The sequence below is a fragment of the Oscillospiraceae bacterium genome (assembly GCA_031265355.1).
Taxonomy (GTDB): domain Bacteria; phylum Bacillota; class Clostridia; order Oscillospirales; family UBA929; genus JAIRTA01.
Window position 1 is genome coordinate 1 of sequence record JAISCT010000041.1, and the last position, 26,467, is coordinate 26,467.

Genomic DNA, 26,467 nt, shown 5'->3' on the forward strand with positions numbered 1-26,467 from the left:
TTCCTCTGCCCAGTCACATGCAGTGCGATGCTCGCGCACACTGATATGCCTGATGCCTCCAAGCGGCTCCGCAAATGCAAATATGCTGCATGTCCCTTCCCGCACATATTCGGAATCTGTTTTCAGATCATCTCCGGGACGCATCGGGAGGGGTTCTCTCGCATCACCAAGAAGCTGATAAGGCTTCTCATCCATGCAGACGACTGGGCGCGTTGGATCGTAGGGCATTTCATATACGTCAAGAACATCTTCCATGCAGGCTACGAATTCTGCGTTTTCCTTCGGTGGGATGCACCAGTAGTCGTTGCGGTAAGGTCGTAATTGGTTTTTTTTAAAGCCCGACCAATCGTGTCTTTGCTGACCGGAATATCCAGTTCTACCCGGCACTTTTCTTCCAGCAGGCGCAACGTCCATCTGCTATGTCCTTCCGGCGCAGGACCACAGGCAATCTCAATCAGTTTTGCTTCGCTACGGCCATCAAGTTTCCGGCGTGCCTGGTCAGAATTACTGTTGCGATTGTATGTGAGTACCTTATCAAGGCCGCCCTCACAATACTCTTTTACAGTTTTGCCGACCGTAACCATACAGATACCATTCGATCTTGCGCTCTGTTCATGGGTCAGAACTTTGCCGTGAGCTTCATCAATGTCGATCAACACCTGACATCTACGCCGTATGGTTCTTGAAGTCCCCTCCTTGCGAATGATGGATTTTAACAATTGCAGTTCCTCTTCCGAGAGTGTGATGCTATACTTTTTTGGCCTCCCCATTTACCTTCACCGCCGTTTCTTTTTATCTTACCATAAAACGGCTATTTATGCAATATTTTAATAAAATAAATTTACATGCTTATCAGCGATACAGTACACTAGTGTAAACAGCGATCTGACAGCTTGGTTTTCTTTCACAATATTTTTTCCTGCCAATTGTACAACAGCTCCAATCTTCAGGGCAGACTCCGAAAACAGATTGACAAATGTCACGCCGGACGTTATACTATGCTCAATGAAACCGGTTTCTGTAACCGGTAACATCAACCGGCGGCGGACATGTTTGACGGCACCCTATTTTATGGAAATCTCTAAAATGAGTGTTTATGAGAACTTGCCTTATGGGCATGATAAGGAGTGGTTCACTATGGCAAACGGATATCTACTGGCTCACGATCTGGGCACCAGCGGAAACAAAGCCACTTTGTACGACACAAACGGCCGCCTTGTCGGCAGCGCGGTCTACGCGTACGACACGATGTACCCGCACAGCCGCTGGGTGGAGCAGGATCCGGAGGACTGGTGGAAGGCTGTCTGTGTCACCACACGCACGCTGCTGCAAGAGGCCGCCGCCAAGGCGTCCGACATCCTCTGCGTCTCTTTCAGCGCCCAGATGATGGGCTGCCTGTTGGTGGACAAGCAGGGCAGCCCGCTGCGGCCCATGATCACCTGGGCGGACTCGCGGGCCTGGGCCGAGGAGGACTGGATGCAGGCCCGGGTAGGCGCGGAGAGGGGTTATCACATCACCGGCCACCGGCTGAGCGCCAGTTACTCGGCGGCCAAACTGCTGTGGGTCAGGGCGCATGAACCGGACGTCTACCGCCGGGCCGATAAGATGATCCACGCGAAGGACTATATCGTCTTCCGGCTGACGGGGCGCCTCGTCACAGACTTCAGCGACGCCTCCGGAACCAATCTGCTGGATATCCAAAAAAAGATGTGGTCGGAGGAACTGATCTCGGCGTTCGAATTGCGGCGGGATCTCCTGCCGGAGCTGCACCCCTCCACCGACGTAGCGGGTCGCGTCACGGCTGAGGCCGCCCGCGCTTGCGGCCTCCTAGAGGGCACGCCCGTCGTCATCGGCGGCGGCGACGGGAGCTGTGCCTGCGTGGGCGCCGGCGTAGTGAAAGAGGGCCGCGCCTACAACGTCATCGGCACCTCCTCCTGGATCTCCAGCGCGGCCCGCCAGCCGTACTTCGACCCCCAGATGCGCACCTTCAACTGGGTTCATCTGGATCCAACACTGTACACCCCCTGCGGGACGATGCAAGCGGCGGGGCTCTCCTACCAGTGGTACAAAAATACGCTCTGCGGCGGCGAGGCGGCGCAGGCCGAGCGGACGGGGCGCAGCGTCTACGCCCTCCTGGACGAGGCGGCCGCAGCGGCCCGTCCCGGCGCCGGCGGCGTGCTCTACCTTCCCTATCTGATCGGGGAGCGCTCCCCTCAGTGGAACCTGAACGCCCGCGGCGCCTTTGTCGGGCTGCACGCGTCCACTCAAAAGGGCGATCTGTCCCGGGCGGTTCTGGAGGGAGTTGGCTGCAACCTTCGGATCATCTTAGAGGCCTTTGCCGCGACACAGACTCTCGACAACATCATCATGATCGGGGGCGGCGCCAAGGGGCGGACCTGGCTGCGGATCCTGGCGGACATCTGGCAGCGGACACTGCTGGTCCCGGCTTATATCGAGGAGGCCACCTCTCTGGGCGCGGCTGTCTGCGGCGGTGTCGGCATCGGACTCTTCAAGGACTTTGAGGCCTGCCGGGCATTCAACCCGATCGTAGACGAGATCCGCCCAAACCCAGCCCACAAGACGGTGTACGACACGCTGTTCTCCTTCTTTCAGCAAACCTATGACCAACTGGTCCCGGTCTACGACCGACTGGCAGACGCCCGCGAGCTTCACCGTCCCGGAGGTGCCGAAACGGGGGGTGCCCTTTGAGAAAGACGACGATCAACGACATCGCGAAGGAGGCCGGCGTCTCCAAGGCGACGGTGTCCCGGGTCTTGAACCACGGGGAACTGGTGGACGAGGAGACGCGAAACCGCGTGCTGGACATCATCCAAAAGCGCCGCTACTCCCCTTCCCTCGTGGCGCGAAGCCTATCAAACCGGGCTTCCAGCACCATCGGCATCGTCATCCCGGAGATCGACAACCCCTTTTACGGAAAGATCTTACGGACCATTGTCAATATCACCGACGCGGAGGGTCTGATCCCCGTCTGCTTCGACACCGGGAACAACGCCGAAAAGGATGTGAAATCCCTGTGCGTCCTTCGAGATCTGCGCATTGGCGGCCTCATCTACGCCTCCTCGGTGGAGCACGGCGAGACGGGTGTGACGAAACAGGCCAAACAGCTTCTGGACGACATGGGCGTCCCCGTGGTGTTGATCGACCGCCGCGTGCCAGACTTTCAGCGCAGCGGCGTCTTCTTCGATGGGTTTGACGCCGGTTATCTTTCCACAAAGATCCTCATCGCGGCGGGCCATGTAAACATCGGCGTCATCACCGGCAGCTTGAAGCTCGGCATCGCGCGGGCACGTCTGGACGGCTACCGCAAGGCCCACGAGGAGTGCGGCCTGCCCGTCCGCCGAACATTCATCTTTGAGGGCGACTTCACAAGCGAGACGGCCTGCCTCCTGAGCCGGGAGATGCTGTCGCTGCCGGAGAGGCCCAGCGCGGTGCTGACCTGCAACAATGACACCAGTTTGGGTTTTTTACAGGCGCTGACCGAGAGAAAGCTGAAAATCCCCCGGGATATCGAGCACATAGGCATCGACGAGATCGACGTCTTCGACGACCTGCACATGCGCTACAACCACGTCACCCGCGGCCGCGTCGAGATGGCGCAGGAAGCCATGGCGCTGCTGCTGACGCAGATCCGAAACCCGGACGCGCGACCGGAGAGCGTGTGGATCGCCCCCCGGTTCGTGCTGGACGCGCGCCTCGAACGGGTGGCCGTCAAACATAAGATCATCGCCAAAAAGCAGAAGGGAGCATCGCAGCCATGAACAAGCCAATCCTCACAATGGACGGTATCAGCAAGGCGTTTGCCGGCGTGCGGGCCCTGAAAGACGCCCGCTTTGACCTCATGCGCGGGGAAGTCCACGCTTTGATGGGTGAAAACGGGGCCGGAAAATCCACCCTGATGAAGATCCTGACCGGGATCTACGCCCGGGACGAGGGGACCATCACCTTCGAGGGGCGGCCCGTAATGTTCAAAAACCCGCGGGAGGCGCAGGCGGCCGGCATCGTCATCGTCCACCAGGAACTGAACATGTTGAACCACCTGACAGTGGCGCAAAATGTGTTCATCGGCCGGGAACCGATGCGGGGCAAAGTGATCGACGACACCAAAATGAACCGGGACGCGCACGTGCTGTTTCAAAAATTGGGGATCGACATCGACCCGAAGGCGACCATGGGCAGTTTGACCATTGGCCGCCAGCAGATGTGCGAGATTGCGAAGGCCATCTCGACCGAGGCCTCGGTGATCGTATTCGACGAGCCCACGGCGGCTCTGACCGACTCCGAGATCGAGGAGCTGTTCAAGACCATTCTCGACTTGCGCAGCAGGGGAATCGGTATCGTCTACATCTCCCACCGCATGGACGAGATCAAACGGATCACCGACCGGGTCACCGTCATGCGAGACGGCGAATGCGTCGGCGCCCTGACGACGGCGCACTGCACAAAGGACGACGTCGTCCGTATGATGGTCGGGCGGGCGGTCTACGAGGACCCAAAAAACCGCAGCGAGATCCCGGCGGACGCACCGGTGGTGCTCAGCGTCCGCCGCCTGCGGGCGGGCTCTCTGGTCAAGGACGTCAGCTTTGACCTGCGCCGAGGCGAAATCCTCGGTCTGTCCGGACTGATGGGCGCCGGCCGTACGGAGACCGCCCGAGCCATCTTTGGCGCGGACAAGCCGGACGGCGGCGAGATCTTCGTCAACGGCCGACCCTGTCGGATCCACTCGCCCCGAGACGCGGTGGCGGCCGGCATCGGGTATCTGTCCGAGGACCGCAAGCGTTACGGTCTGCTGGTCGAGAAGGATATCGCCGCCAACATCACGCTGGCCTCCCTGCGGGATTTCATGAAGGGTCTCTCGCTGAACAGGTCCAAGGAGGACAGGGCGGCTCGCCGTCACATCGAGACGCTGCGGATCAAAACGCCGTCGGAACACCAGGAAGTCCGAAAACTCTCCGGTGGCAACCAGCAGAAGATTGTCATCGGCAAATGGCTCACCCGCGACAGCCAGATCCTCATCTTCGACGAACCGACCCGCGGCATCGACGTGGGCGCGAAAGCGGAGATCTACGCACTGATGCACGAACTGGCGCGGCAGGGCAAATCCATCCTCATGATCTCCTCCGATCTGACGGAGATCCTCCGCATGAGCGACCGCATCATGGTCATGTGCGAGGGGCGGAAGACCGCGGAGATCCCCATCGAAGAGGCGACACAGGAGAAGATCATGCACGCAGCCACCTTGAGAGAAGCGCGCCGCGTCTCCTGAGACGCCGCACCAGATTTTCTTTGCCCGGCCGCATGTTTCCGGTGAGGCCGGCCCTAAGGAGTCAAAAACATGTCGGGAAACAGACCGTACCCAACCTCTTTATTGTCAAATTCTAGCAAATTATTCCAGATTTTTGGAACTCAGCGTCTGGTCGCCGTCGTCGCACTCGGCGCGCTGTATCTGTTCTTCTGCACGGCCGGCGACAATTTCGCCGCCTACAACACCTTTGTCAGCATCCTGGATTCCTCCTATTACATTGGTTTTCTCGCCATCGGCGTCACCTTTGTCATCATCACCGGGGGCATCGATCTCTCCTGCGGCACCGTCATGGTCTGCTGCGCCCTCATCTCCGGGACATTGTACTTCAAACTGGGTGTTCCGATGTGGCTGTGTCTGCTGCTGTGCATCGCGATGGGCGGCCTGTTCGGTTTCTGCAACGGGTTTATGGTGGCCGTGATGAAACTGCCCGCCTTCATCGCCACTCTCGGTACAATGATGGTGACCCGGGGACTCGGGTCGATCGTGACGGCCACCGCCAGCGTCACCTTCCCGCAGCGTCACGCGGACGACGGATGGTTCCGCGGCATCTTCAAACTGATGAGGGACGGTTTGCCCAGCGGGGGCGTGCCCACCGGCTTTATTTTGCTCATTCTACTGGCGGCCGTCATGGCGTTCATTCTGGGTAAGACCAGGCCGGGGCGATACATCCTGGCCCTGGGCAGCAACAAAGAAGCCACCCGCCTCTCCGGCGTCGACGTCGTGAAATGGGAGATCCTGGCTTACGTCATCAGCGGCCTGTTCGCCGGTCTCGCCGCCATCGCTTACGCCTCCATTTACTCCACCATCCTGCCCGGCACCGGCAACGGCTTTGAGCTGGACGGCATCGCGGGCACAGTCATCGGCGGGACTTCGCTGTCCGGCGGCATCGGCTCCATCGCCGGCACGCTCATCGGCGTGTTCATCATGAGCGTGCTGAGGACAGGCCTCCCTTTCATCGGGCTTCAACCGCACTACCAGTTGTTCTTTACCGGATTCGTTCTGGTGGCCGCCGTCTTCGCGGATGTGCTGAACCGCCGGCGGCGCAAGCGCTAACGCGCGAGACCGCCGAACTCCTGAGCGCTCACTTGTCTATCGATGCATCTCCCACGCGCCGATGCATGGATAAAGGACGCCTCCGCGGCACCGGACGCGGCGCTGCCGAAGGCGCCCAAAATCATATTAGGAGGACCACCCCATGAACACCACTCGCAGGCTCATCGCACTTTCCCTTTGTGTTCTGCTGGCGGCCGGCGCCTTGTCCGGGTGCGGCGGCACAAACAACGCAAACAACAACGGAAATCCAAACAACCTAAACAGCCCAGACAACAACGGCGACGCAGGCAACGCGCTGAAAATCGAAGTCGTCTCCAAAGGTTTTCAGGTCGACTTCTGGAAGATGGTCAACAAGGGCTGTAACGAGGCGGGCGCGGCCTACGGCGCATCCATCAACTTTGTCGGCCCTGCGAGCGAAGCCAACATCAGCGAGCAGATTGAGCAGCTTAGCAACGCCATCAACAAGGCGCCCGACGCCATTTGCTTCGCGCCTCTGGACCAGGACGCGTCCATGGACCTGATCGCCCAGGCCGGCGGCGCCGGGATCCCTCTTATCACCTTTGACGCCAACATCGAAGCCGACACCGGCGGCGCCGTCTTGGCCTTCGTCGCCACCGACAACGTGGCCGCCGGCGCCCACGCGGCCGACAAAATGTTCGAGAAACTGAAAAACAAGCTCACAAACCCCACCGCTCCCGTGCGCATCGGCGTGATGGCGCAGGACACCACCTCCAAGTCGGTGGCCCAGCGCACCAAGGGCTTCATCGACCGCATGGTGACGCTTTGCGGCGCAGACATCAGCTCCGTGGAAGGCCACGACATGTACAACGCCAAACGCGAGAACGCCAAGGTCATCCTCGATGTCGGCATCCCCGCCGAGACCACCGACGCCGCCGGCAACGTGGCCGCGCAAACTCTCCTGAACAAGTCCGATCTCATCGGCCTCTACGGTTCCAACGAGTTTTCCGCCAAGGCCATCGTCAATGTCAACGAATCTCTGCAGAAGCTGGGTCCGGACGGCGTGTGCGCGATCGGCTTTGACTCCGGCGCCATCCAGGTGCAGGCTGTCCGCGACGGCATCCTCTACGGCGCCATCACGCAAGATCCCGTGAAGATCGGCTACACCGTGGTCGACACGGCCATCCGCGCCGCCCGCGGGGAGAGCGTCAGCGACGTCAGCGTCCCCTTCCACTTCTACGACGCCTCCAACGTGGACGATCCCAACGTCGCCTCCTGCCTATACGAATAGTCCAGTCAACCGATAAACACGGCGATGGGCAGGGATAAACTCCCTGCCCATCGCCCACACAGAAAACAAAACATGGAGGATATCATGCAGTACGGCATCTACTACGCATACTGGGCCAAGCGCTGGGACGGCGATTTTATCTCCTATGTGGAGAAAGTCAAGCGGCTCGGCTTCGACATCCTGGAGGTCGCCTGCGGGGCCTTCGACCGAATGCCGCTCTCATATTTTCAGGAACTGCGACAGGCCGCCCAGACCGCCGGCCTCCGACTGACCGGGGGGTACGGCCCTCGGCCCACACACAACATCGCCTCCCCCAATCCGGCCGTCGTCAAAAATGCGTTCGCTTTTTACCGCGACATCTTCCCCAAGATGCAGGCGGCAGGTATCGACAGCCTCGGCGGCGCGCTCTACTCCTTCTGGCCGGTGGACTACGGCGTGACGCCCGACAAAGCCGGCGATCTGGCGCGCAGCACGGACAATATGCGCTGTCTGGCCGATCTGGCGGCGGCGCACGGCATCTCCCTGTACATGGAAGTTTTGAACCGCTTCGAGGGCTATCTGCTGAACGAAACCAAAGAGGCGGCGGCCTATGTCGACGCGGTCGGGCGGGACAACGTTGGGGTGATGCTGGACACTTTCCACATGAACATTGAGGAGGACAGCCTGACAGACGCGATCCGTCTGGCGGGCCGCCGTCTGGGTGAACTGCACATCGGCGAAGCCAACCGCCGTCCGCCCCGCCCGGGTCGGATGCCCTGGGGAGACATCGGCGCGGCGCTGCATGAGATCGGATTCGATGGGAAAGTCGTGATGGAGCCGTTTGTCACGGCGGGCGGCGAAGTCGGGCGCGACATCCGGCTGTGGCGCGACCTATCGGACGGCGCCGACGAGGCGGAGCTGGACCGCGAGGCGGCCCGATCGGTCGCATTCATCCGCAGCCTCTTCGGTTGAGCAAAAACGGTTCAATGCCAGGCACACTCCTGGCACTGAACCAAAAAATGGGCTCGCAGATGGCAGACCGCTATTTTTCTAAAAAAGTATGGACCGATGGCAGTGCTCGGAGCTGTGATCGCCGCCTTTGGCGTGTACGCGCAGCTCACCCTGACCGAAGTGGAACACAATATGAACATGCTGTTTGGCATGTTTACGGGGTTTGGCGTCGCGCTGCTGGTGTCCAGTGGCTGGCGCCTCATCCGCCGCCGTCTCGCCTCGCCCGAAGCCCTGCAGCGGGAGGAGATCGAACACAGCGACGAACGAAACCGTATGATCGCGATGCTGGCGGCCTCGGTGAGCTATGCGGTGTCGCAGGGGTTTCTGGCCGTCATGGCATTTTTGTTCGTGGCCATCGGCTATCCTCTCCCCGGCCTCATCGCCGCGGGCGCGTTGTGCCTGTCGGCGCTCACGCTGCTGCTGGCCACCCGTCATTATCGGCGCAAGCTGTGAACACAAACGCCGCTCGGCGCGAGCGCGTGCGGCCCGGATCCCGTACAACAGGATCCGGGCCGCACTTTTGCAAAAAACTTTGGCGTAACGTCGAGGCATACCGCAAAAAAGAACACTTGACAAATCGCCGCGCGTTGCATATAATGGTGGAGATGTAAAGGAAAGTCGCTTTACAAAAAGTCAGCGAGGTGACCGCCGTGAAATCGGATCCGCTGGACATGGCCTATCTGTTCGACTTTTACGCCGACCTCCTCACAGACAAACAGCGCGACTACTTTGATCTCTACTACCATCAGGACCTCTCGCTGTCCGAGATCTCCGAGAGCAAAGGCATCACTCGGCAGGGCGTGCGCGATGTGATCGCCCGCGCCGAGAGTACTTTGCGCCATATGGAGGCGCGGCTCGGGCTCGTCGCGCGCTATAGCCGCGTGCGGGAATCTCTGGACGCCATCGCCCAACTGTCGGAAGAGCTCGCCGCCCTCTGCAACCGGGGGCTGGCCGGCGACGACGTCCGCCGGTGCGCCGACGAGATCCGCCGGTTGGCCGGCATAAAACCCGCGGAGTGAGCCCGGCGCGGCGCCGAACACACCAACAATCAGGGCGCCCTCTTCGATCTTTGCCGAGGAGACGCCGCAATGAGGCACAACATGGCATTTGAAGGTCTCTCCGAAAAACTGGGCAATGTCTTTAAAAAGCTGCGCGGCAAAGGCCGCCTCTCGGAGGCCGACGTCCGCGAGGCCATGCGTGAAGTGCGCCTGGCCCTGCTGGAGGCCGACGTCAGCTACAAAGTTGTCAAGGACTTCATCGCCGGCGTCACCGCCAAGGCCGTCGGCGCCCAAGTGCTCGAAAGCCTGACGCCCGCCCAGATGATCATCAAGATCGTGTGCGACGACCTGACCGCCCTGATGGGCGGCGGCGCCGCGAAACTCAGCGTCGCTGCCAAGGCGCCTACCATCGTCATGCTGGTAGGTCTGCAAGGCGCCGGCAAAACGACCAACGGCGCGAAACTGGCGGGCATGATGAAAAAACAGCAGGGTAAACGCCCGCTGCTGGTCGCCTGCGACGTATACCGCCCGGCGGCCGTCCGGCAGCTTCAGATTGTCGGCGAACAGCTTGAGCTCCCAGTCTTCGAGCGCGGGCAGTCGGATCCCGTCGAGATCGCGCGGGAGGCCGTCGCCCACGCTGTGCGGCACGGAAACGACATGGTTTTCCTCGACACCGCCGGCCGACTGCATATCGACGAGGCGCTGATGGACGAACTGCGGCGCATCAAGGCCGCCGTGTCGCCGCACGAGATCCTGCTGGTCGTCGACGCGATGACAGGGCAGGACGCCGTGTCGGCCGCCACCGCTTTCAACGAGGCGCTGGGCATCGACGGCGTGCTGCTGACCAAGCTGGACGGGGACGCGCGCGGCGGCGCCGCGCTGTCGGTGCGCGCCGTGACGGGTAAGCCCGTCAAATTCTGCGGCGTCGGCGAAAAATTGGGCGACATCGAAGTCTTCCACCCCGACCGCATGGCTTCCCGCATCCTTGGCATGGGCGACATGCTGACGCTCATCGAAAAGGCCGAGCGCAGCTTTGACAACGAAAAGGCGCGGGAGCTGGAAAACCGCCTGCGGAGCAACCGCTTCACGCTGACGGACTTTTACGACCAGCTGGTGCAGCTGCGCGGTATGGGGTCTCTCTCTGACGTGCTTGGCATGATGCCCGGCCTCGACAAACGGGCGCTCGCCGGCGCGAAGCTCGACGAGCGGGCGCTGTCGCGCACCGAGGCCATCATTCTCTCTATGACGGAGCAGGAGCGTGAAAACCCCGCTCTCCTCAATTCCTCGCGCAAACGCCGCGTGGCCGCCGGCAGCGGCACCCGTGTGGAGGACATCAACAAACTGCTCAAACAGTTCGAGATGATGCGCCAGATGAGCCGCCGCATCATGGGCACCGGCGGCAAACCGCCGAAGGGCGGCAAAAAGAACCGCGGTCTTCCCTTTGGGTTTTCGTAAGAAGGTCTTCCCCTGCCGTACGAGACACAAAAAATAACTACACACTGGAGGTAAAACATCATGGTCAAGTTGAGACTCAAAAGGATGGGCGCCAAGAAATCTCCCTTTTACCGCATCGTGGTGGCCGATTCCCGCTACCCGCGCGACGGCCGCTTCATCGAGGAGATCGGCACCTACGATCCTCTGAAAAATCCGGCGGAGATCCACGTAAACGGCGAACGCGCACTCGAATGGATCCGCACGGGCGCGCAGCCCACCGATACCGTAAAATTTCTTCTCAAAAAAGCGGGTGTTCTCTGATGTTGCAGGAAGAACTGAAAGAGCTCCTCACCTATGTGGCGCGCCATCTCGTGGATGAGCCCGACGCGGTCTCCGTGACCGTGACCGAGCGGGGCGACGACCTCGTCTTGGAGCTGCGCGTGGCCACCGCCGACATGGGCAAGGTGATCGGCCGCCAAGGGCGCGTCGCCAAAGAGGTGCGCACTCTGATGAAGGCCGTCGGCCAGCGCGCCGACACCAAGGTCTCCGTCGAGATCATGGAGTGACGGAGACCACTTCTATGGACAAGCGGTTTTTGGAGGCCGGCGTCATCGTGGGTACGCATGGCGTGCGGGGCGAGCTGCGCCTGAATCCCTGGTGCGACGACGTCGCTTTTTTCTCTGCGCTCAAAACGCTCTACATCGCCGGCCGGGCGTATGCCCTGCTCTCGGCCCGTCCGCACAAACACCTGGCACTGCTCCGGCTCGGGGGCGTGGACGATGTGACGGCGGCACAGGCGTTGCGCGGCCAGGTTGTGCATGTGGACCGCGCGGAGGCCGCCCTTCCGGAAGGCCGTTTCTTTATCCAGGACTTGATCGGCTTTTCGGTGGTGGACTGCGCCTCAAAACAGTCGATCGGCGCGCTGACGGACGTCTGGCAGCAACCGGCGCACGACGTCTATGTTGTGCGCGACGCCGAGGGGCGCGAGCACCTCATCCCCAATGTACCGGCGTTTGTCAAAGAGATCGACTGGCCCGGGCAGACGATCCGGGTGACGCTCATCGAGGGGATGTGACCGATATGCGCGTGGACATCCTGACGCTTTTCCCCGACGCCGTCGAGGCCATGATGGGCGCCAGCATCTTAGGGCGCGCCCGCGAACGCGGACATCTCGCCATCCACTGCCACCAGATCCGCGACTATACCATCCACAAACAAAAGCAGGTGGACGACTACCCGTACGGCGGGGGGCTCGGCATGATTTTGCAGGCCGACCCGCTCTACCGCTGCCTGCAGCACGTGTGGAAAGTGGCCGGCCGCGGGCGCACCATCCTGCTCAGCCCGCAGGGCGCGCTGCTGAATCAAGATACGGCCCGGCGGCTCGTGACATACCCGCATCTCATCCTGGTATGCGGCCACTACGAGGGCGTGGACGAACGCTTCATTGACGTCTGCGTGCAGGAAGAAGTTTCCATAGGCGACTACGTACTCACCGGCGGGGAGATCCCCGCTATGGCGCTGTGCGACGCCGTCTGCCGTCTGGTACCCGGCGTACTGGCCGACGAAGACAGCTTTACGGGCGAGAGCCACTGGGCAGGTCTGCTTGAGTACCCACAGTACACGCGCCCGGAATTTTGGCAGGGGCGCGCGGTGCCGCCCATCTTATTGGGGGGGCACCACAAAAACATCCAAGCGTGGCGCCAGGCGCAGTCTGAAGAACGCACCCGCCTCCGCCGCCCGGATCTGTGGGCCCGTTATCTGGAAAAACAGAGTCGGGGGGACTGATCCGGTCAGATCACAAAATCCCAATACGCATCCTCGGTGAGCGCCGGGGTCTTTGTCGGCCGTTCTACCCCTGTCGGCCGGTCCGTCTTGAACTGGAGTTCCTGGCTCTTGACACTGACCTTCGTCTTCTCCTTCACGCTCGTCGTGATGAAGGCGTTGGAGCCGATCACAACGCCCTCGCCGATCACTGTCTGACCACCCAAGATGGAGGCGCCGGAGTAGATAGTGACATTGTCTTCAATGGTGGGGTGGCGCTTGACGCCCCGCAGCCCTTGGCCGCCCCGTGTGGAGAGCGCGCCCAACGTTACGCCTTGGTAAATTTTTACATTATTGCCGATAACCGTCGTCTCGCCGACGACGATCCCCGTGCCGTGGTCCACGAAGAAGTGGTGGCCGATGGTAGCGCCCGGGTGGATATCGATACCGGTCAGGCTGTGCGCGTGTTCGGTCATCATCCGGGGGATGAGCGGCACATCCAACAGGTAGAGCTCATGTGCCAGGCGGCTCACCATGACGGCGTACAGACCCGGGTAGGACCAGATGATCTCATCCGTCGAAAACGCGGCCGGATCGCCCTCATAGAAGGCGGCCACATCCATCGCAAGCAGACGGCGGATGTGCGGCAGCCGCTCCAAAAAGGCATATGTAACCGCCTCGGCTTCGGCCTCGGGGTCCGCCACCGGTTCTTTCCGGTTGGGGAGCGCCCGTGCGATCTGCTTTTGCAGGTGATAGATCAACGTTTCCAGCAGTTCCCCTACATGGTATTCCACCGAATCGCTCTTCAGATGTTTATCCCCGAAAAAGCCCGGGAACAGCAGGTATCGGAGCTGTTCGATGCTCTCGATGATCACGTCTTTATTGACCTTGTTCGATGCCGAAACCTTGATGGTCTCGGGCATCTCGCGGTAGCTCTCCAGCATGGCACTCACCAGCATGCGGATGCCCTTGTCCGTCGGTTTCCCCACGACGATCCCCCCTTTCCCCATATTATACTCCGGCGGCGCGCACCGTGTCAATGCGGGCATCTGTCCGTCGGAGATGTCCGGGCGCCGCGGCGTCCCTTTTGTTTTCGATTTTGTTTGCGAGTAGGAGGAACCCGCCGATGAAAGGAATCATCACCGTGCTGGGGCAGGACCGCGTGGGCATCATCGCGCGTGTCTGCACCTATCTGGCCGAGCAGGGCATCAACATTCTGGATATCTCACAGACCATCGTGCACGGCTATTTCAACATGGTCATGATGGTCGACCTCACCGAGAACAAAGGCAGTTTCGAACAGACCGCCGCCGGGCTGGAGGACGTCGGCCGGTCTATCGGCGTGCGCGTCAAACTCCAGCGCGAGGACATCTTCGACGCCATGCACCGGGTCTGACGGATTTATCCTATTTTTCATTTTACGGCAAATCGGCAAAATGGGAGGCGGCCTATGATTTCGAGGTTTGAGGTGCAAGAGACCAACCGCATGATTGAGGAGAGCAATCTCGACGTGCGTACCATCACGATGGGCGTCAGCTTGCTGGACTGCGCCGACGCCGACGCCGGCGTCTTCCGCCGCAAGATATACGACAAGATCACGTCGGCGGCGGGCAGCCTCGTCGCGGTGGGCGACGACATCGGGCGGCAGTTTGGCATCCCCATCGTGAACAAACGCATTGCCGTGACGCCCATCGCCATCGCGGCGGCGGGCACAGGCACCGCAAATTACGCGTCGGTGGCGCGCACGCTGGACCGGGCGGCGGCGGCTGTGGGCGTCAATTTCATCGGCGGGTATTCGGCACTCATCCACAAGGGTTCGACGCCCGCCGACAAAGCGTTGGTGGACAGCATCCCCGAGGCGCTCAGCGAGACCGAACGGGTATGCGCCAGTGTAAACGTCGGTTCTTCGCGCGCCGGCATCAACATGAACGCCGTGCGACGTATGGGCGAAATCATCCGCGAGATGGCTCATCTGACGCGCGACCGTGGTTCTCTCGCGTGCGCGAAATTTGTCGTCTTTTGCAACGCCGTGGAGGACAACCCGTTCATGGCGGGCGCCTTCCACGGCGTTGGCGAGCGCGACCGGGTGATCAACGTGGGCGTCAGCGGGCCCGGGGTTGTCAAGCGCGCGCTCGCCGAGGTGAAAGGCGCCGACTTCGAGACGCTGTGCGAGACGGTGAAGCGCACGGCCTTCAAGATCACGCGGGCCGGACAGCTCGTGGCACAGGAGGCGTCGCGCCGGCTGAACGTACCCTTCGGCATCATCGACCTCTCGCTCGCGCCCACGCCCGCCGTGGGGGACAGCGTGGCCGAGATCCTCATCGAGATGGGGCTTGAACAGCCCGGTGCGCCGGGCACCACGGCGGCAGTGGCCATTTTAAATGACAACGTCAAAAAGGGCGGGGTCATGGCTTCGAGCTATGTGGGCGGTCTGTCGGGCGCGTTCATCCCGGTCAGTGAGGACCACGGGATGATCGAGGCGGCGCAGTGCGGAGCGCTGACGCTGGAGAAGTTGGAGGCGATGACTTGCGTGTGTTCGGTCGGGCTCGACATGGTGGCGATTCCGGGCGACACGCCCGTTGAGACGATCTCTGGTCTCATTGCGGACGAGATGGCGATCGGCATGATCAACCACAAGACCACAGCCGTGCGGATCATCCCGGCGGCGGGCAAGCGCGTGGGCGACATGGTGGAATTCGGCGGTCTCCTGGGCGCCGCCCCCGTCATGGCGGTCAACCGTTTCGACTGCAGCCCCTTCATCCACCGCGGCGGCCGCATCCCCCCGCCGCTGCACAGTTTTAAGAACTGACAGGCTTGTAAAATCGCCGACAAGCGGCGGGCGAGACTTTTTACCTGAATCAATATCGCAGAGGAGGCGCAGTGATGAATACAATGTTACAACAACTGCTGCACGACGGCGAGGGGCTGACGGTTGAGTTCAAGCGCTGCCACAGCGAACTTCCAAAAAGTGTTTACGAGACGGTCTGTTCGTTCTCCAACCGCTATGGAGGCTATATCCTGCTCGGGGTCGAAGACAATGGCACTGTGACCGGCGTGGCGCCGGAGGCTGTCGAAAGCATAAAAAAAGACTTCGTATCCGCGCTCAACAACGCACAGAGGTTCAGTCCCACGCTGTATATCACACTCAATAAATCGGAAATGGACGAAAAAATCATACTTTGGTGTTATGTCCCGCTCACTTCGCAGCTTGTGATGTTCGGTGGCAGGCTATATGACCGCGCCGAGGATGGCGATATAGACATTACGCGCAATACAGAGTTGGCGGCGATGATATATGACAGGAAAAGAGGGATCTCTTCAGAAAGTAAAATTTTTCCATATATCACTGCCGACGATATGCTGTTTGAAAAGCTGATGCCAAGAGTGCGTATTCGCGCCAAAACTGTGCGCGACGATCATCCGTGGACGGATATGTCCGATATGGAGATTCTAAAAAGTGCAAGCCTTTACCAAACCAACCGCGATGCTGAAAGAACCGGATTCACACTTGCAGCCATACTGCTGTTTGGGCGCGACGAAGTCATACGCTCGTGCTTGTCCGGATATGTCACCGATTGCATACTTCGCCGAGAAAATCTCGACCGCTATGACGACCGTCTGCGTGTATCCTGTAACTTGATCGAGGCGTTTAACCAAATCATGGGGTTTATCGCCAAACATACGCTCGACAGATTTTATATTGAGGGCGTACAGTCGGTGAGTCCGCGCTCCAAAATCGCCCGCGAGCTTGTAAGCAATATCCTTGCGCACCGCGAATATACAAGCACCGTTCCAGCAAAAGTCATCATCGAACGTGACCGTATCGTCGCTGAGAATTGGTGTTTACCGAAATTGCCAGGCAAACTGGACCCGGAAACATTCACACCACAACCCAAAAACCCCTTAATAGCGAACTTTTTTGTAAACATCGGCTATGCGGACGCACTTGGTTCCGGTGTGCGAAATTTGTACAAATATACAAAAATCTATACGAACGGCGGCGAACCTGAACTCATCGAGGGCGATGTGTTCAGGACAATCGTACCGCTCGTGTTATCGGACATAAACACCACCGTTATCGGACAGATGTCCGATAACGTGTCCGATAACGATATGTCGAGCCATAAAATTCTGCTCGCGTACCTGCTCGCCAACGGAGAAGTGACCGCAAACGAAGCCGCAAAAATCATCGGCAGAACTGACCGCACCGCTCGGCGCGTGTTACAGCAGCTTGTGGACAGCGGCAAAGTAGCCGCCAGCGGCGCAAACCGGAATCGAAAGTACCGAGCGATAAAATAAAGGCGACCCCTGAAAACCCCCTGTCGGATACAGCATCGAGAGATTTCTTAACGACTGGCCTTATGACCTCACTGTTGCCGTCTCGATCGTGCCGCCGCCCAGAACGGTGTCGCCGTCGTAGAGGACGACGGCCTGGCCGGGGGTAACGGCCCGCTGGGGCGTGTTGAAGGTCACTTGTAATGTGTCCTCGTCCAATTGACGGACCGTCGCCGGCTGTTCCGGCTGTTTGTAGCGGATCCTGACCCCAACCTGGACGGCGCCGTCCAGCCGGTCGGCCGCGATCAGATTGATGTCCCGCGCATAAAGCGTCCGCACATAGAGCGCCTCCGACGGCCCCACCACCACGGTGTTGTCCTCCGGACGAACCCCGCACACGTAGTACGGCCGCTCGCCTGCGAGGCCGAGACCCCGCCGCTGCCCCACCGTGTAGTGGATGATCCCCCGGTGCGCGCCCAAATCGCACCCCTTCGCATCGACGAATCGGCCCGCCGCGCAGGCGCGCCCAGTGTAAGACTCGATGAACCGCGCATAGTCGCCGTCCGGCACAAAACAGATGTCCTGACTGTCCGGTTTGCCGGCATTGACAAAACCCTGTGCCCGCGCGATCTCACGCACCTCGGTCTTGCGCAGCGCACCGAGAGGCAGACGGGTGCGCGCAAGTTGGGCCTGCGTCATCGCGTAGAGCACATAGCTCTGATCTTTGGCCGCGTCCAGCCCCTTCTTTAGTAGGTAACGCCCGCCGTCGTACGCAATACGGGCGTAATGGCCGGTCACAATGACGTCCATCCCCATCTCCTGCGCCCGCTGCAGGAAACGATCAAATTTAAGATACCGGTTGCAGTCGATGCAAGGGTTCGGCGTGCGGCCGTTCTGATATGATTTTACAAATTTTTCCATTACTTGCGCGACGAAACTATCAACAAAATTAAAGACATAAAACGGGATGCCCAACCGAAAGGCCACGGCGCGCGCATCCTCCGCGTCCGCCAGCGTGCAGCAGCCTCTGTCCCGGTCCCGGCCGATGTCTTCATTGTAATACAGTTTCATCATCGCGCCCGTGCAGACGACGCCGGACGCCTTGGTCAGCCATGCGGCGACAGAGCTGTCGACGCCCCCACTCATTGCAATGAGCGCGCCGCCGCTCTCCGCCAGTCGGCCGGTGTCTTCCCCGCTCATCGACGCCTCCCCGTGTATAGTACCTTGTTGCCGCGAAGCGGCAACAAAAAACAAGAATTTGGGTTGTGGGTTGCAGGTGCAACCCACGTTAGGGGACGGTTCAACAATCATTCGCACGTGACACTTGAACCGTCCCCAGATTCAAGTGTCATACATGGTTCAAGTATCATACATCCAACGGTGCCCGGCACGGCGTCGAATCCCAAAACGCGGGCACCGCCGGCACGGCCTCACCACCGGGCCAGCGCGTCCGTAATGCCGTCTCCCTGTTTTATCTCGCAGAACGAAAAAGGCAGCGGTCCCTCCCAAGACGGCGGCGACGCCCCCTCTGGAGGCGTGTAGACGACGCCGGGCCGCACGCCAACCTGCCCCCCAAGCCGGGCCAGAGCATCCGGCAATCCCTCTGGCAGCGCCGCCGTAAAGACCACCACGTCGGCAAACGGGCGGTCGGCCGCCAGCTTGCACAGCAAATCCGTCAGAGAATCCTCCGCATCAAAGGGCAACGTGGCCAGATGACGAAACAGATGATCAAAGGAAGGCTTGTCCGACTGCTCAAACCAGCAGACGCGTCCCTCCGTCCGGTGGACAAGATGGGCACGCACATTGTGTTGTAAACAAAAGGAGAGCACAGACACCGCGCACTCCACCATCCGATCGGCCACCTCCAGCGGCGAGCCCTCTTCTCCGCACGGCGGCGGCGCTGTGTCCAGCACCAACAGGAGCGCCGGACTGTTTTCATCCTCATAGAGCCGGGAGATCATCTCCCCCTTCTGCGCCGAGAGCTTCCAATGGATCCGGTGCATCGGGTCACCGTATTGATAGGCCCTTGTGTCGCTGACCGTGGACACATCGTCGCCGGTCCGGTTCGTGTGCCGCGGCCGCTCCTGGACCGTGAGGACGGTGAGGCGCCGGCACTGCGGCAGCGGATGCACCCGCGGGCAGACCGTGAGCGCCACGGACGGCGGCGGGGACAGTCGGAGGGCAAACAGCCCCAGCATGTCTAACACGCGCACAGCGGGCGCCGCAATCTCATACAGCCCCCGATACAAAAAACCCGTACTCACCGACAGATGCAGCGGCCGGCCGGGAAACAAGCGGCCGGTAACGCGGTCCGTCTCTGCGCCCGCTCCGGAGAGCGCCGGCGGCCGACCGGTCAACACAACAAAGAGGGCGGCCGGCAGACGGCCGTTATTCACGAGCCGCATCTTATACCGGGTCTCTGTCCCCTTGGGAATCATCGGCTGCACAAGCCAGTGAGACATGACAAAACGCCGCCGGACGAGCAGCAAGTGCAACAGAGAGAGAAGCGGCAGCGCGAGGCACAGAAAAAACAGCGTGTGCATCACCCGTCCGCCGACAAAGGCCGCACAGAGAAACGCGACGGCGAGCAATATCAGATAAGACACGCGCCGCGTGAGCGGCCTGTTTTTCCGTTTATGCGCCATGGGCCCGCACCACCGGCACAGGGATCTGACGCAGAGACTCCGCAACCAGCGCTTCCTGCGTCTGTCCGCGCAAACGCGCCTCCTGGCGTAAAATCAGCCGGTGCGCCAGTGTCGGCGCCGACATGATCTTGACGTCGTCCGGCAGCACAAACCCGCGCCCCTGGTAAAATGCGCTGGCCTGCGAAGCCCGAAACAGTGCCAGACTGCCGCGGGGACTGGCACCCAGTTCGATATCCGGATGTTCACGCGTGCGACGCGTGAGCGCGACGATATAGCGGTACACACTGTCCTCCACATACACCTGCCGCACCATCTCCTGCAGGGCCACGATGGTCTTTCCGTCTGTCACAGGAGACAAACCAAACAGCGGATTTTGTGCGCCGAACCGTTTGAGGATGGCCACCTCCTCGTCGGCCTCCGGGTATCCAAGCGAGATACGCATGAAAAAGCGGTCGATCTGCGCCTCCGGCAGCGGATATGTCCCCACATACTCGGCGGAATTTTGAGTGGCCATAACCATAAAGGGCGGCCCTACCGGGTAGGTAACGCCGTCCACGGTCACATGGCACTCCTCCATGACCTCAAGCAGACTGGCCTGCGTCTTGGGCGAGGTGCGGTTGATCTCATCGGCCAAGACAAAACAGCTCATGACCAGACCGGGTTTGAATTCAAATTGTCCGCTCTTCTGGTTGAACATCGAAAATCCTGTAATATCCGACGGGAGGATATCGGGGGTGAACTGGATGCGGCGGAAGGAACAATCGACAGACCGCGCCATGGCGGAAACCAACGTCGTCTTCCCGACGCCGGGTCTATCCTCAATGAGCACATGTCCTTCGCATAACAAGCTGAGCAGCATGAGCTCCGCCGCTGTCCTCTTGCCCACGATAACCCGGGAAATGTTTTCGACAACAGCGCGCATCACACTCTGGGGCGTTGGCATGAATGGGTTCCTCCTAGCTGTAAGGGACTCTAACACAATTCCTAAAAGTGCCCGCAGCGCGCGTGTCATCCGCGACGGGCGACAGGTACCTCAGCCTCCGGTTCTGCAAAGAAGGAGTCAAAATCTTCAAAACTCTCAAAGCCATCGAAGGGGAAAGCCTCCTCAAAGGGAAAATCCTCGCCAAAGGGGAAACCATCTTCGAACGGGAGATTGGACTCCAAGAGCAGCACATCCGCAATCAGCCATTTCTCGCCGATCTTCTCAAAATCCATTTCATAAAAAGACGAGAACTCCTTCAGGAATTTCACATGTATGCTCACCGTCCCGACCGCCGAGGTCTCGTCGCTGGTGATGTTCAGATCGTCCAATGTGAACGTCGCACTGCTCCAGGTTTCGACGATGTCGATCAGAAAGTCCATATCGGCCCCCGACCGTGCAAGTAGATCGGGGGTGAGATAGGTCTCCGCAGTCTCATAATCGCCTGTTTTAATCGCGCCGGAGAAGTCCTCAAAGAGCACATTGATCTCTTTCTCGGGGCCGGAGTTTAAAAAACCGCCCCGGTAGAAGAATCCAAAATAGACGCCGGCCCCCAACAGAGCCGCGCCCAGCAGGCAAAAGAGGACTATGCGCAGCGCCTTGGACTTCTTGGCCGGCTGTGCATCTGGCAACCCGTAAGGACTGGTTCCGGGCTGCGCCTGCCAGGCGGGCCGTCCCGGCGAGGCCCATGAGGGAGGCGGCGGCACGGCGCGCTGTCCCGGCGGCGCCGGAGGGCGCGGCGGCCCATAATAGGGCGGCTGTCCGCCATAGGGACCATAGGGACGACCCCCACTGGGGGGCGGTCCGTAAGCTGGCGGCTGGTTTGGAGGCGGCGGCCCGTAAGGCGGCCCATAGGGCCCATGGGGACCGTATGCGCCATAGGGGGGATATCCGCCGCCCTGATGCCACGACGGCGGGGCCGGCGGCGGGACCCATCCGGGTGGCGGCGGCGCCGCCCAAGTCGCGGCGCCCGGCAACGACCACCCCGAAGCCGGCGGCGGCGGCGTGGCGGCCGGTTTGCTGCTCACTTCGGGTGGTGTGTCCGCCGCTGGCGCAGGCGCAGCCGGCGGCACCCAAGACGCCATAGTAATGTCAGACGGTGCGGCCGTCCAGGCGGTCGATTCACTTTTTGGAGGTTCCTTTTCTACAGGCGGCGGCTCCGGCGCCCAGGCCGGCGGCTCGTCCGCCGCAGGCGCTCCCGCCACGGGCGGCGGCTCCGGCGCCCAGACCGGCGACTTGTCCCCCGCAGGCGCTTCCGCCACGGGCGGCGGCTCCGGCGCCCAGACCGCCGGCTTGTCCCCCGCAGGCGCTTCCGCCACGGGCGGCGGCTCTGGCGCCCAGACCGCCGGCTTGTCCCCCGCAGGCGCTTCCGCCACGGGCGGCGGCTCCGGCGCCCAAACCGGCGGTTCCGGCACCCGGGCAGCCGGGCCCGTCTCAGACGGCGCAGCCGCCCAGACGGGCGCGTGCTCCGGAGGCGTCTCTCCCATAGGCAGCGGCGCTTCCGCCGGCTTAGACGCCGGCTGCATCTGAGGCGCGCCGCATTTGATACAAAATCTCTGTCCCTCCCACAGAGGTTCTCCGCATACCGCACACTGCATAACCCATCTTCCTCCCAGTCGCACGTCCACAATCTGGATGCGGACAATCACCCCACCGCCGGCGCGCCTTTCTTTTCTTTTTACCGTCGGCCATGGTCTCTATAACACCTTAACACATTTGCCTTTTCGTTAAAAGAGTTTTGCCCAAATTCCGTAAAAAACTTTCATGAAATCCTCCCCAGCCGCACCGGCCAAGGCAGACGCGGCAGCGTCTCCCGCAGAGGATGACCCGTTGGTTCACAAAACACGGGCCGCGTTATCCCCAGATTCTCATAGGGCACCCGAACGCTGCAAACCCCCGCACACCGGGGCGCCAGCAGACCAGGATTCCAAAAAATAACAATTTCATCCGATGTCAGATAGAACCGTTCCGCCGTGAAGAAGCGGTGTGCCCGCGCGGAAAAGTCGCCATAGAGCGGCGCGCCTGCCCGGCGTTGGGCAGCCAGCAGGTTCTCCGCCGCCGCAAGCAAGCCGGCATACGCACGGCTCCGCCGGCCCAACAGTCCGTGTAACGTCACCGGACAGCCTTCACAGAGATTCCAGGTCTCTGCGGCGCGCCATACGGCGCCCGCGCCGGCATCCGCCTCTTCCGTGTAATCCCGATACAGGGACAGTACGCCGTCCGACAAAAGAGTGACCGTGTAGGACAGTACCGTCACGACAGGTGCAAAAGGCGTCCCCTGCCCGGCGGCCGCACGATACAGGCGCATCGCGCGCCGACGCAGCGTCCGGCGGGCGTCCCGCTCTAGGCGGCCAATCAATCGGCGATAACACCGGTCGATGTGGCGGCCCCCGCGCGGCCACGCGTGCGCCGCCCCCTGCGGCACCGACAGCTCATAGTGAAGGACGATCGGCGCAGCCCCACATGAGATCGCGCCGCGGCGCGTATACGCCGACAGCATCTCCTCCGGTCTGGTCTCTCGCTTCCCCTGTGTCAAATCGATCTCCTCCTCATGCGGCATTTACGGCATACACGGCATACTATGAAATAGGCGTGTTTTTTGTGAAAACGCATTTACTTCTATACAGTAATGCGATAAAATAGTTCAGGTGCCAGAAGTGCATCCGGCATCTGAACCGTAAGATAGCAGTGGGCAAAACCGCCGGCAAAACGACGGACAGCCGGCGGCGGACAAGACGATAGGACGACAGGTGGTATATGATGTCTGCTAAATTGGAAAATCCGCGGCTGGATCGGCTTTTCGAAGCGATTCTTTCTTTGAAAAACCGTGAGGAATGTTACGCTTTCTTTGAGGACCTCTGCACGGTGGCGGAACTGGAGGCCCTGCAGCAGCGCTTCCATGTCGCCGGGCTGTTGTACGCCGGCCGTCTGTATGCGGCCATTGCGGCGGAGACCGGCGCCTCCAGCGCCACCATCAGCCGCGTCAACCGTTCTCTGCTGTACGGTTCGGACGGTTACAAAATGGCACTGGACCGGCTGGGTTCTTGAGCGCCTATACGGGGCTCGCGGCCCATTATGACCAGTTGATGGACCACGTCGACTACGCGGCGTGGGCCGATTTTGCCGAGCGGCAGTTTGCGCGGACTAAAACGCCCGTGCGCCTTGTGTTGGATCTGGCCTGCGGCACGGGACAGCTGACCTGTCTGCTGGCCGGGCGCGGGTACGACATGATTGGCGTCGACAGCTCGGAAGACATGCTGGCCCAAGCACAGGCGAGCGCCGCCGGTCTCGACCCGCCGCCGCTCTTCCTGTGCCAACAGATGCAGCAGCTCGACCTCTACGGCACGGTCGATGCCGCCGTGTGCTGTCTGGATGGGCTGAACTACCTGACCGCCGAGCGCGACGTGCGGCGCGCGCTGACGCGGGTGCGCCTCTTTCTCGCGCCGGGCGGGGTATTTGTATTTGACGCGCTCATGCCCGCTCATTTCGCAGCGCGGGACGGGCGAGACTTTGTCAGCCGCGCGGAGGCCGCCTTCTGCGTATGGCACACAGACTGGAACCCTCACCGTCTGCTTGCGCGCCACACACTCGATCTCTTCGCGCGCGGGCCCGACGACCTCTGGCGGCGCACGGAGGAAACCCACACCCAGCGCGCCTATCCGCCGGAGACATGGCGCCGGCTGCTCGCGGAGGTCGGTTTTGTCGGCATTCGCGCCCACGGCCCACGTGCCCTGCGGCGCGGCCGCACAGACGAGAACCGGATATTTTTCGTCGTCCACAGTCCCGCCGCCCGCCGCCGCGCCTAGCTGCCGCGGATCTCCACTGCGTCCGGTAGAGAGTGGTGTAGACGACAGGGCTTTGTCACTGAATACTTTTTTGTCTATTTGAGGCTCACCCCCTTGATTTTTGGAGGCGAGTATGCTACGATAAATAAGCTGTGTGAGGTGAGCTCACTCGGTCATGTCATATGCGCCCGTAGCTCAGCTGGATAGAGTGACTGGCTACGAACCAGTAGGTCACAGGTTCAAGTCCTGTCGGGCGTGCCATCCCGCAAACCATTGAATCCCTAGGGCCGCAGCGGTTCTAGGGATTTTACTTTACCCTCATTTACCCTCGTTTTCTCCAGTTTTTCCGACCTTACTGGAGAAAAACTGGAGATAGAAAGGCCCTCCTGAGACGGCATCAGGAGGGCCTTTTGCCGAACAAAAGCATCAATCAGACTTACCGGCCTGCTTAACCAACTGGTGCAAAAACACGGCGGTCCCCGCGCACAGCAACCCCTGCACGATGCCGACGAACGCGGCCAGAACGACATCCTGCGAGATATGGAAGACCCCGGCGCCAGGGAATTTTGAATGAAAATATTGCTGAAACCGAGAAAAACTTCTTATATATTTCACAATATTGTTTTCGCCGCCTCCATGCCCTCCGATATGAAACCGACAGGAAGAAACACGAGGAATATGTCGTCATCTCAAATGTCGTTCGAGAAATCACGATTTTATGTTGCGATTATCCTATTTTTATGGTATGCTGTTGCAAACCGATGAATGGCTTGACTTTATCGTCGATTGCAGGAGCGGTAAGCCTCACGATTACGCGATTGTCGAGGGTGCGATGGCCAATGACCAAGTGTGGAACTATATCGCCGATTTCATAAGCGGCGGTTTGACGCGGGCGCAGTTTTGGGTGCTGGCGAAATTTAAGCACCCTACCCACCAGATAGCGTTCTGCGCCACGCCCGCGCTTGACTGCTTGAAATATCTAGAAAGTTGCGAGGTGATAGTATAACGGGGAGAGAGCCGAAGTTGGACAACGATTTATTCTTTGTCTGCTCCTTGATTGAGCATATCGGCAGGGCGACGAAGAACCGCCGCGCCGATGTTGTAAACGCGCTCGGAAAGGACACGCTTGCCAAATGTTTGGAGCTTGCGGACGTGTACCATTGTGAGCCGATTGAGAATACCGCCGCCGAGTTGGTTGAGAAGCGCGGCATTACGGCGGGCGGTTTCGATAATACTGTGGGGGAGTTCAATGTTCCCACGGTTTTTGACATTTCCAAAGTTTACAAGCGCCTAATCGTTGATGTCGCCGAAAACGGCGGCTTGTCTCCGATTGACGCACTTGCCCACATCTATAATTCGTGGATAAGCGATAAAATAAGTGACTATAGGTGCAGCATGTACCACGAAAGCCCTGAATATCTGTATCTTTCGTATCTTGATGGTGAGCCTGTTAAGGACTAAACATTACTGGCGGAGAAAGAAGATTGCCTCATGCGTCCCCACTTTTTTTCACCGCCGCATAAAAACATCTGTCACAAGTGTCAGTTCATATTGGCGGTACTTGAACCGAACTCACGGCTTCGCAGAAAGAAAGTTGGGCGAATACTCTCTTTATTGACAGAGCATGTGGTTCCAACGCGCCCGGATCGTTCTAAGCCTCGAAACCCATCCCCGCGTAAGGCAAAGTTTCGCCACAATCGTAAACTCAACTCTTGACCCTTCATTTCCTCGCATTTTCCCTTAACCTGTTGACATTGGTCTGCAAACTGCAGCAAACCGGAGGTCCGTACGGACCTCCGGTTTGCGTCGCTTTTATTTCGATTGCGTCAACTGGGCAGCGGAGAAACGGCGTCAGGACATGAGTTTTACATTGTTTTGTACTAGAAACCAGACCGGGTGCTTCAAAGTACCATAACATATGGTTTTTTTAAAGATTAATGCTTGACAGACCTCCCTATTCATAGTATAATTTGTA

Annotated in this window: 27 protein-coding genes, 1 tRNA gene and 1 pseudogene; 21 read left to right on the forward strand and 8 right to left on the reverse strand. The window is 60.1% G+C overall.

Annotated features, from left to right (window positions below):
- Both LBK75_05685 and LBK75_05690 read right to left on the reverse strand, forming a co-directional pair.
- Positions 1-255 (reverse strand): IS630 family transposase (locus LBK75_05685; protein ID MDR1157786.1); only part of this gene is annotated, 255 nt, incomplete at its 3' end.
- Between the two features lie 5 nt (positions 256-260).
- Complete coding sequence (locus LBK75_05690) at positions 261-770, reverse strand: helix-turn-helix domain-containing protein (GenBank protein ID MDR1157787.1); 510 nt, start codon at positions 768-770, stop codon at positions 261-263.
- Positions 771-1,137: 367 nt separating this feature from the next.
- Between LBK75_05690 and xylB the strand changes: the two genes are divergently transcribed.
- From xylB to trmD, 13 genes are all read left to right on the forward strand, one after another.
- Positions 1,138-2,709, forward strand: a complete 1,572-nt coding sequence (gene xylB / locus LBK75_05695) for a xylulokinase (protein ID MDR1157788.1) — start codon at positions 1,138-1,140, stop codon at positions 2,707-2,709.
- A complete protein-coding gene (locus LBK75_05700) occupies positions 2,706-3,779 on the forward strand; it encodes a LacI family transcriptional regulator (protein MDR1157789.1) in 1,074 nt (357 codons plus the stop codon). Before xylB ends, LBK75_05700 begins: the two co-directional genes overlap by 4 nt.
- Positions 3,776-5,284 carry a sugar ABC transporter ATP-binding protein gene (locus tag LBK75_05705; protein ID MDR1157790.1) on the forward strand — a complete coding sequence of 503 codons (1,509 nt, stop codon included), beginning with the start codon at positions 3,776-3,778 and terminating at the stop codon, positions 5,282-5,284. The genes LBK75_05700 and LBK75_05705 overlap by 4 nt, the downstream gene beginning before the upstream one ends.
- A 69-nt stretch (positions 5,285-5,353) precedes the next feature.
- A complete protein-coding gene (locus LBK75_05710; protein ID MDR1157791.1) occupies positions 5,354-6,376 on the forward strand; it encodes an ABC transporter permease in 1,023 nt (340 codons plus the stop codon).
- Positions 6,377-6,518: 142 nt separating this feature from the next.
- A complete protein-coding gene (locus LBK75_05715) occupies positions 6,519-7,625 on the forward strand; it encodes a substrate-binding domain-containing protein (protein MDR1157792.1) in 1,107 nt (368 codons plus the stop codon).
- Positions 7,626-7,709: 84 nt separating this feature from the next.
- The gene (locus LBK75_05720) at positions 7,710-8,576 is read left to right on the forward strand and encodes a sugar phosphate isomerase/epimerase (GenBank protein ID MDR1157793.1); all 867 of its coding nucleotides are present in this window, start codon (positions 7,710-7,712) and stop codon (positions 8,574-8,576) included.
- Positions 8,577-8,672: 96 nt separating this feature from the next.
- The gene (locus LBK75_05725) at positions 8,673-9,068 is read left to right on the forward strand and encodes a hypothetical protein (protein ID MDR1157794.1); all 396 of its coding nucleotides are present in this window, start codon (positions 8,673-8,675) and stop codon (positions 9,066-9,068) included.
- Between the two features lie 197 nt (positions 9,069-9,265).
- On the forward strand, positions 9,266-9,634 hold the full coding sequence (locus tag LBK75_05730) for a YlxM family DNA-binding protein (GenBank protein ID MDR1157795.1): 369 nt from the start codon (positions 9,266-9,268) through the stop codon (positions 9,632-9,634).
- 81 nt (positions 9,635-9,715) lie between these two features.
- A complete protein-coding gene (gene ffh, locus LBK75_05735) occupies positions 9,716-11,068 on the forward strand; it encodes a signal recognition particle protein (protein MDR1157796.1) in 1,353 nt (450 codons plus the stop codon).
- A 57-nt stretch (positions 11,069-11,125) separates the two neighbouring features.
- Positions 11,126-11,368 carry a 30S ribosomal protein S16 gene (gene rpsP, locus LBK75_05740; protein ID MDR1157797.1) on the forward strand — a complete coding sequence of 81 codons (243 nt, stop codon included), beginning with the start codon at positions 11,126-11,128 and terminating at the stop codon, positions 11,366-11,368.
- A 14-nt stretch (positions 11,369-11,382) separates the two neighbouring features.
- Positions 11,383-11,613, forward strand: coding sequence for a KH domain-containing protein (locus LBK75_05745; protein MDR1157798.1), 231 nt, complete (start codon positions 11,383-11,385; stop codon positions 11,611-11,613).
- 14 nt (positions 11,614-11,627) lie between these two features.
- Entirely contained in the window at positions 11,628-12,122 is a 495-nt protein-coding gene (gene rimM / locus LBK75_05750; protein ID MDR1157799.1) for a ribosome maturation factor RimM, read from the forward strand.
- Positions 12,123-12,127: 5 nt separating this feature from the next.
- Positions 12,128-12,832 carry a tRNA (guanosine(37)-N1)-methyltransferase TrmD gene (gene trmD / locus LBK75_05755; protein MDR1157800.1) on the forward strand — a complete coding sequence of 235 codons (705 nt, stop codon included), beginning with the start codon at positions 12,128-12,130 and terminating at the stop codon, positions 12,830-12,832.
- Between the two features lie 5 nt (positions 12,833-12,837).
- Here trmD and LBK75_05760 read toward each other — a convergent pair whose 3' ends face one another.
- Positions 12,838-13,797: a serine acetyltransferase gene (locus LBK75_05760; protein ID MDR1157801.1), complete on the reverse strand. Its 960-nt coding sequence runs from the start codon at positions 13,795-13,797 to the stop codon at positions 12,838-12,840.
- Positions 13,798-13,934: 137 nt separating this feature from the next.
- On the opposite strand from LBK75_05760, the gene LBK75_05765 reads away from it, so the two are divergent.
- From LBK75_05765 to LBK75_05775, 3 genes are all read left to right on the forward strand, one after another.
- Positions 13,935-14,204, forward strand: coding sequence for an ACT domain-containing protein (locus tag LBK75_05765; GenBank protein MDR1157802.1), 270 nt, complete (start codon positions 13,935-13,937; stop codon positions 14,202-14,204).
- A 54-nt stretch (positions 14,205-14,258) separates the two neighbouring features.
- The gene (locus LBK75_05770; protein ID MDR1157803.1) at positions 14,259-15,617 is read left to right on the forward strand and encodes a PFL family protein; all 1,359 of its coding nucleotides are present in this window, start codon (positions 14,259-14,261) and stop codon (positions 15,615-15,617) included.
- Positions 15,618-15,691: 74 nt separating this feature from the next.
- Entirely contained in the window at positions 15,692-17,107 is a 1,416-nt protein-coding gene (locus tag LBK75_05775; protein MDR1157804.1) for a putative DNA binding domain-containing protein, read from the forward strand.
- A 60-nt stretch (positions 17,108-17,167) separates the two neighbouring features.
- On the opposite strand, the gene mnmA is transcribed toward LBK75_05775, so the two are convergent.
- The 5 genes from mnmA to LBK75_05800 form a co-directional block, all read right to left on the reverse strand.
- A complete protein-coding gene (mnmA, locus tag LBK75_05780; GenBank protein MDR1157805.1) occupies positions 17,168-18,283 on the reverse strand; it encodes a tRNA 2-thiouridine(34) synthase MnmA in 1,116 nt (371 codons plus the stop codon).
- A 230-nt stretch (positions 18,284-18,513) separates the two neighbouring features.
- Positions 18,514-19,728, reverse strand: coding sequence for a DUF58 domain-containing protein (locus LBK75_05785; protein ID MDR1157806.1), 1,215 nt, complete (start codon positions 19,726-19,728; stop codon positions 18,514-18,516).
- The gene (locus LBK75_05790) at positions 19,718-20,671 is read right to left on the reverse strand and encodes a MoxR family ATPase (protein ID MDR1157807.1); all 954 of its coding nucleotides are present in this window, start codon (positions 20,669-20,671) and stop codon (positions 19,718-19,720) included. The genes LBK75_05785 and LBK75_05790 overlap by 11 nt, the downstream gene beginning before the upstream one ends.
- 65 nt (positions 20,672-20,736) lie before the next feature.
- Complete coding sequence (locus LBK75_05795) at positions 20,737-22,305, reverse strand: hypothetical protein (protein ID MDR1157808.1); 1,569 nt, start codon at positions 22,303-22,305, stop codon at positions 20,737-20,739.
- 164 nt (positions 22,306-22,469) lie between these two features.
- Positions 22,470-23,243 carry an RsiV family protein gene (locus LBK75_05800; GenBank protein ID MDR1157809.1) on the reverse strand — a complete coding sequence of 258 codons (774 nt, stop codon included), beginning with the start codon at positions 23,241-23,243 and terminating at the stop codon, positions 22,470-22,472.
- 224 nt (positions 23,244-23,467) lie between these two features.
- Between LBK75_05800 and LBK75_05805 the strand changes: the two genes are divergently transcribed.
- The 5 genes and pseudogenes from LBK75_05805 (at position 23,468) to LBK75_05825 (ending at position 25,953) form a co-directional block, all read left to right on the forward strand.
- Complete coding sequence (locus LBK75_05805; GenBank protein MDR1157810.1) at positions 23,468-23,755, forward strand: hypothetical protein; 288 nt, start codon at positions 23,468-23,470, stop codon at positions 23,753-23,755.
- The gene (locus LBK75_05810; GenBank protein MDR1157811.1) at positions 23,752-24,513 is read left to right on the forward strand and encodes a class I SAM-dependent methyltransferase; all 762 of its coding nucleotides are present in this window, start codon (positions 23,752-23,754) and stop codon (positions 24,511-24,513) included. Before LBK75_05805 ends, LBK75_05810 begins: the two co-directional genes overlap by 4 nt.
- Before the next feature lie 163 nt (positions 24,514-24,676).
- Positions 24,677-24,753 (forward strand) — tRNA-Arg (locus tag LBK75_05815).
- Positions 24,754-25,249: 496 nt separating this feature from the next.
- Positions 25,250-25,498 (forward strand): annotated as a pseudogene (locus tag LBK75_05820) (DUF3990 domain-containing protein).
- A gap of 17 nt (positions 25,499-25,515) precedes the next feature.
- Positions 25,516-25,953 (forward strand): hypothetical protein, encoded by a 438-nt coding sequence (locus LBK75_05825; GenBank protein ID MDR1157812.1) that lies wholly within the window; start codon positions 25,516-25,518, stop codon positions 25,951-25,953.
- The last annotated feature ends 514 nt before the right edge of the window (positions 25,954-26,467 follow it).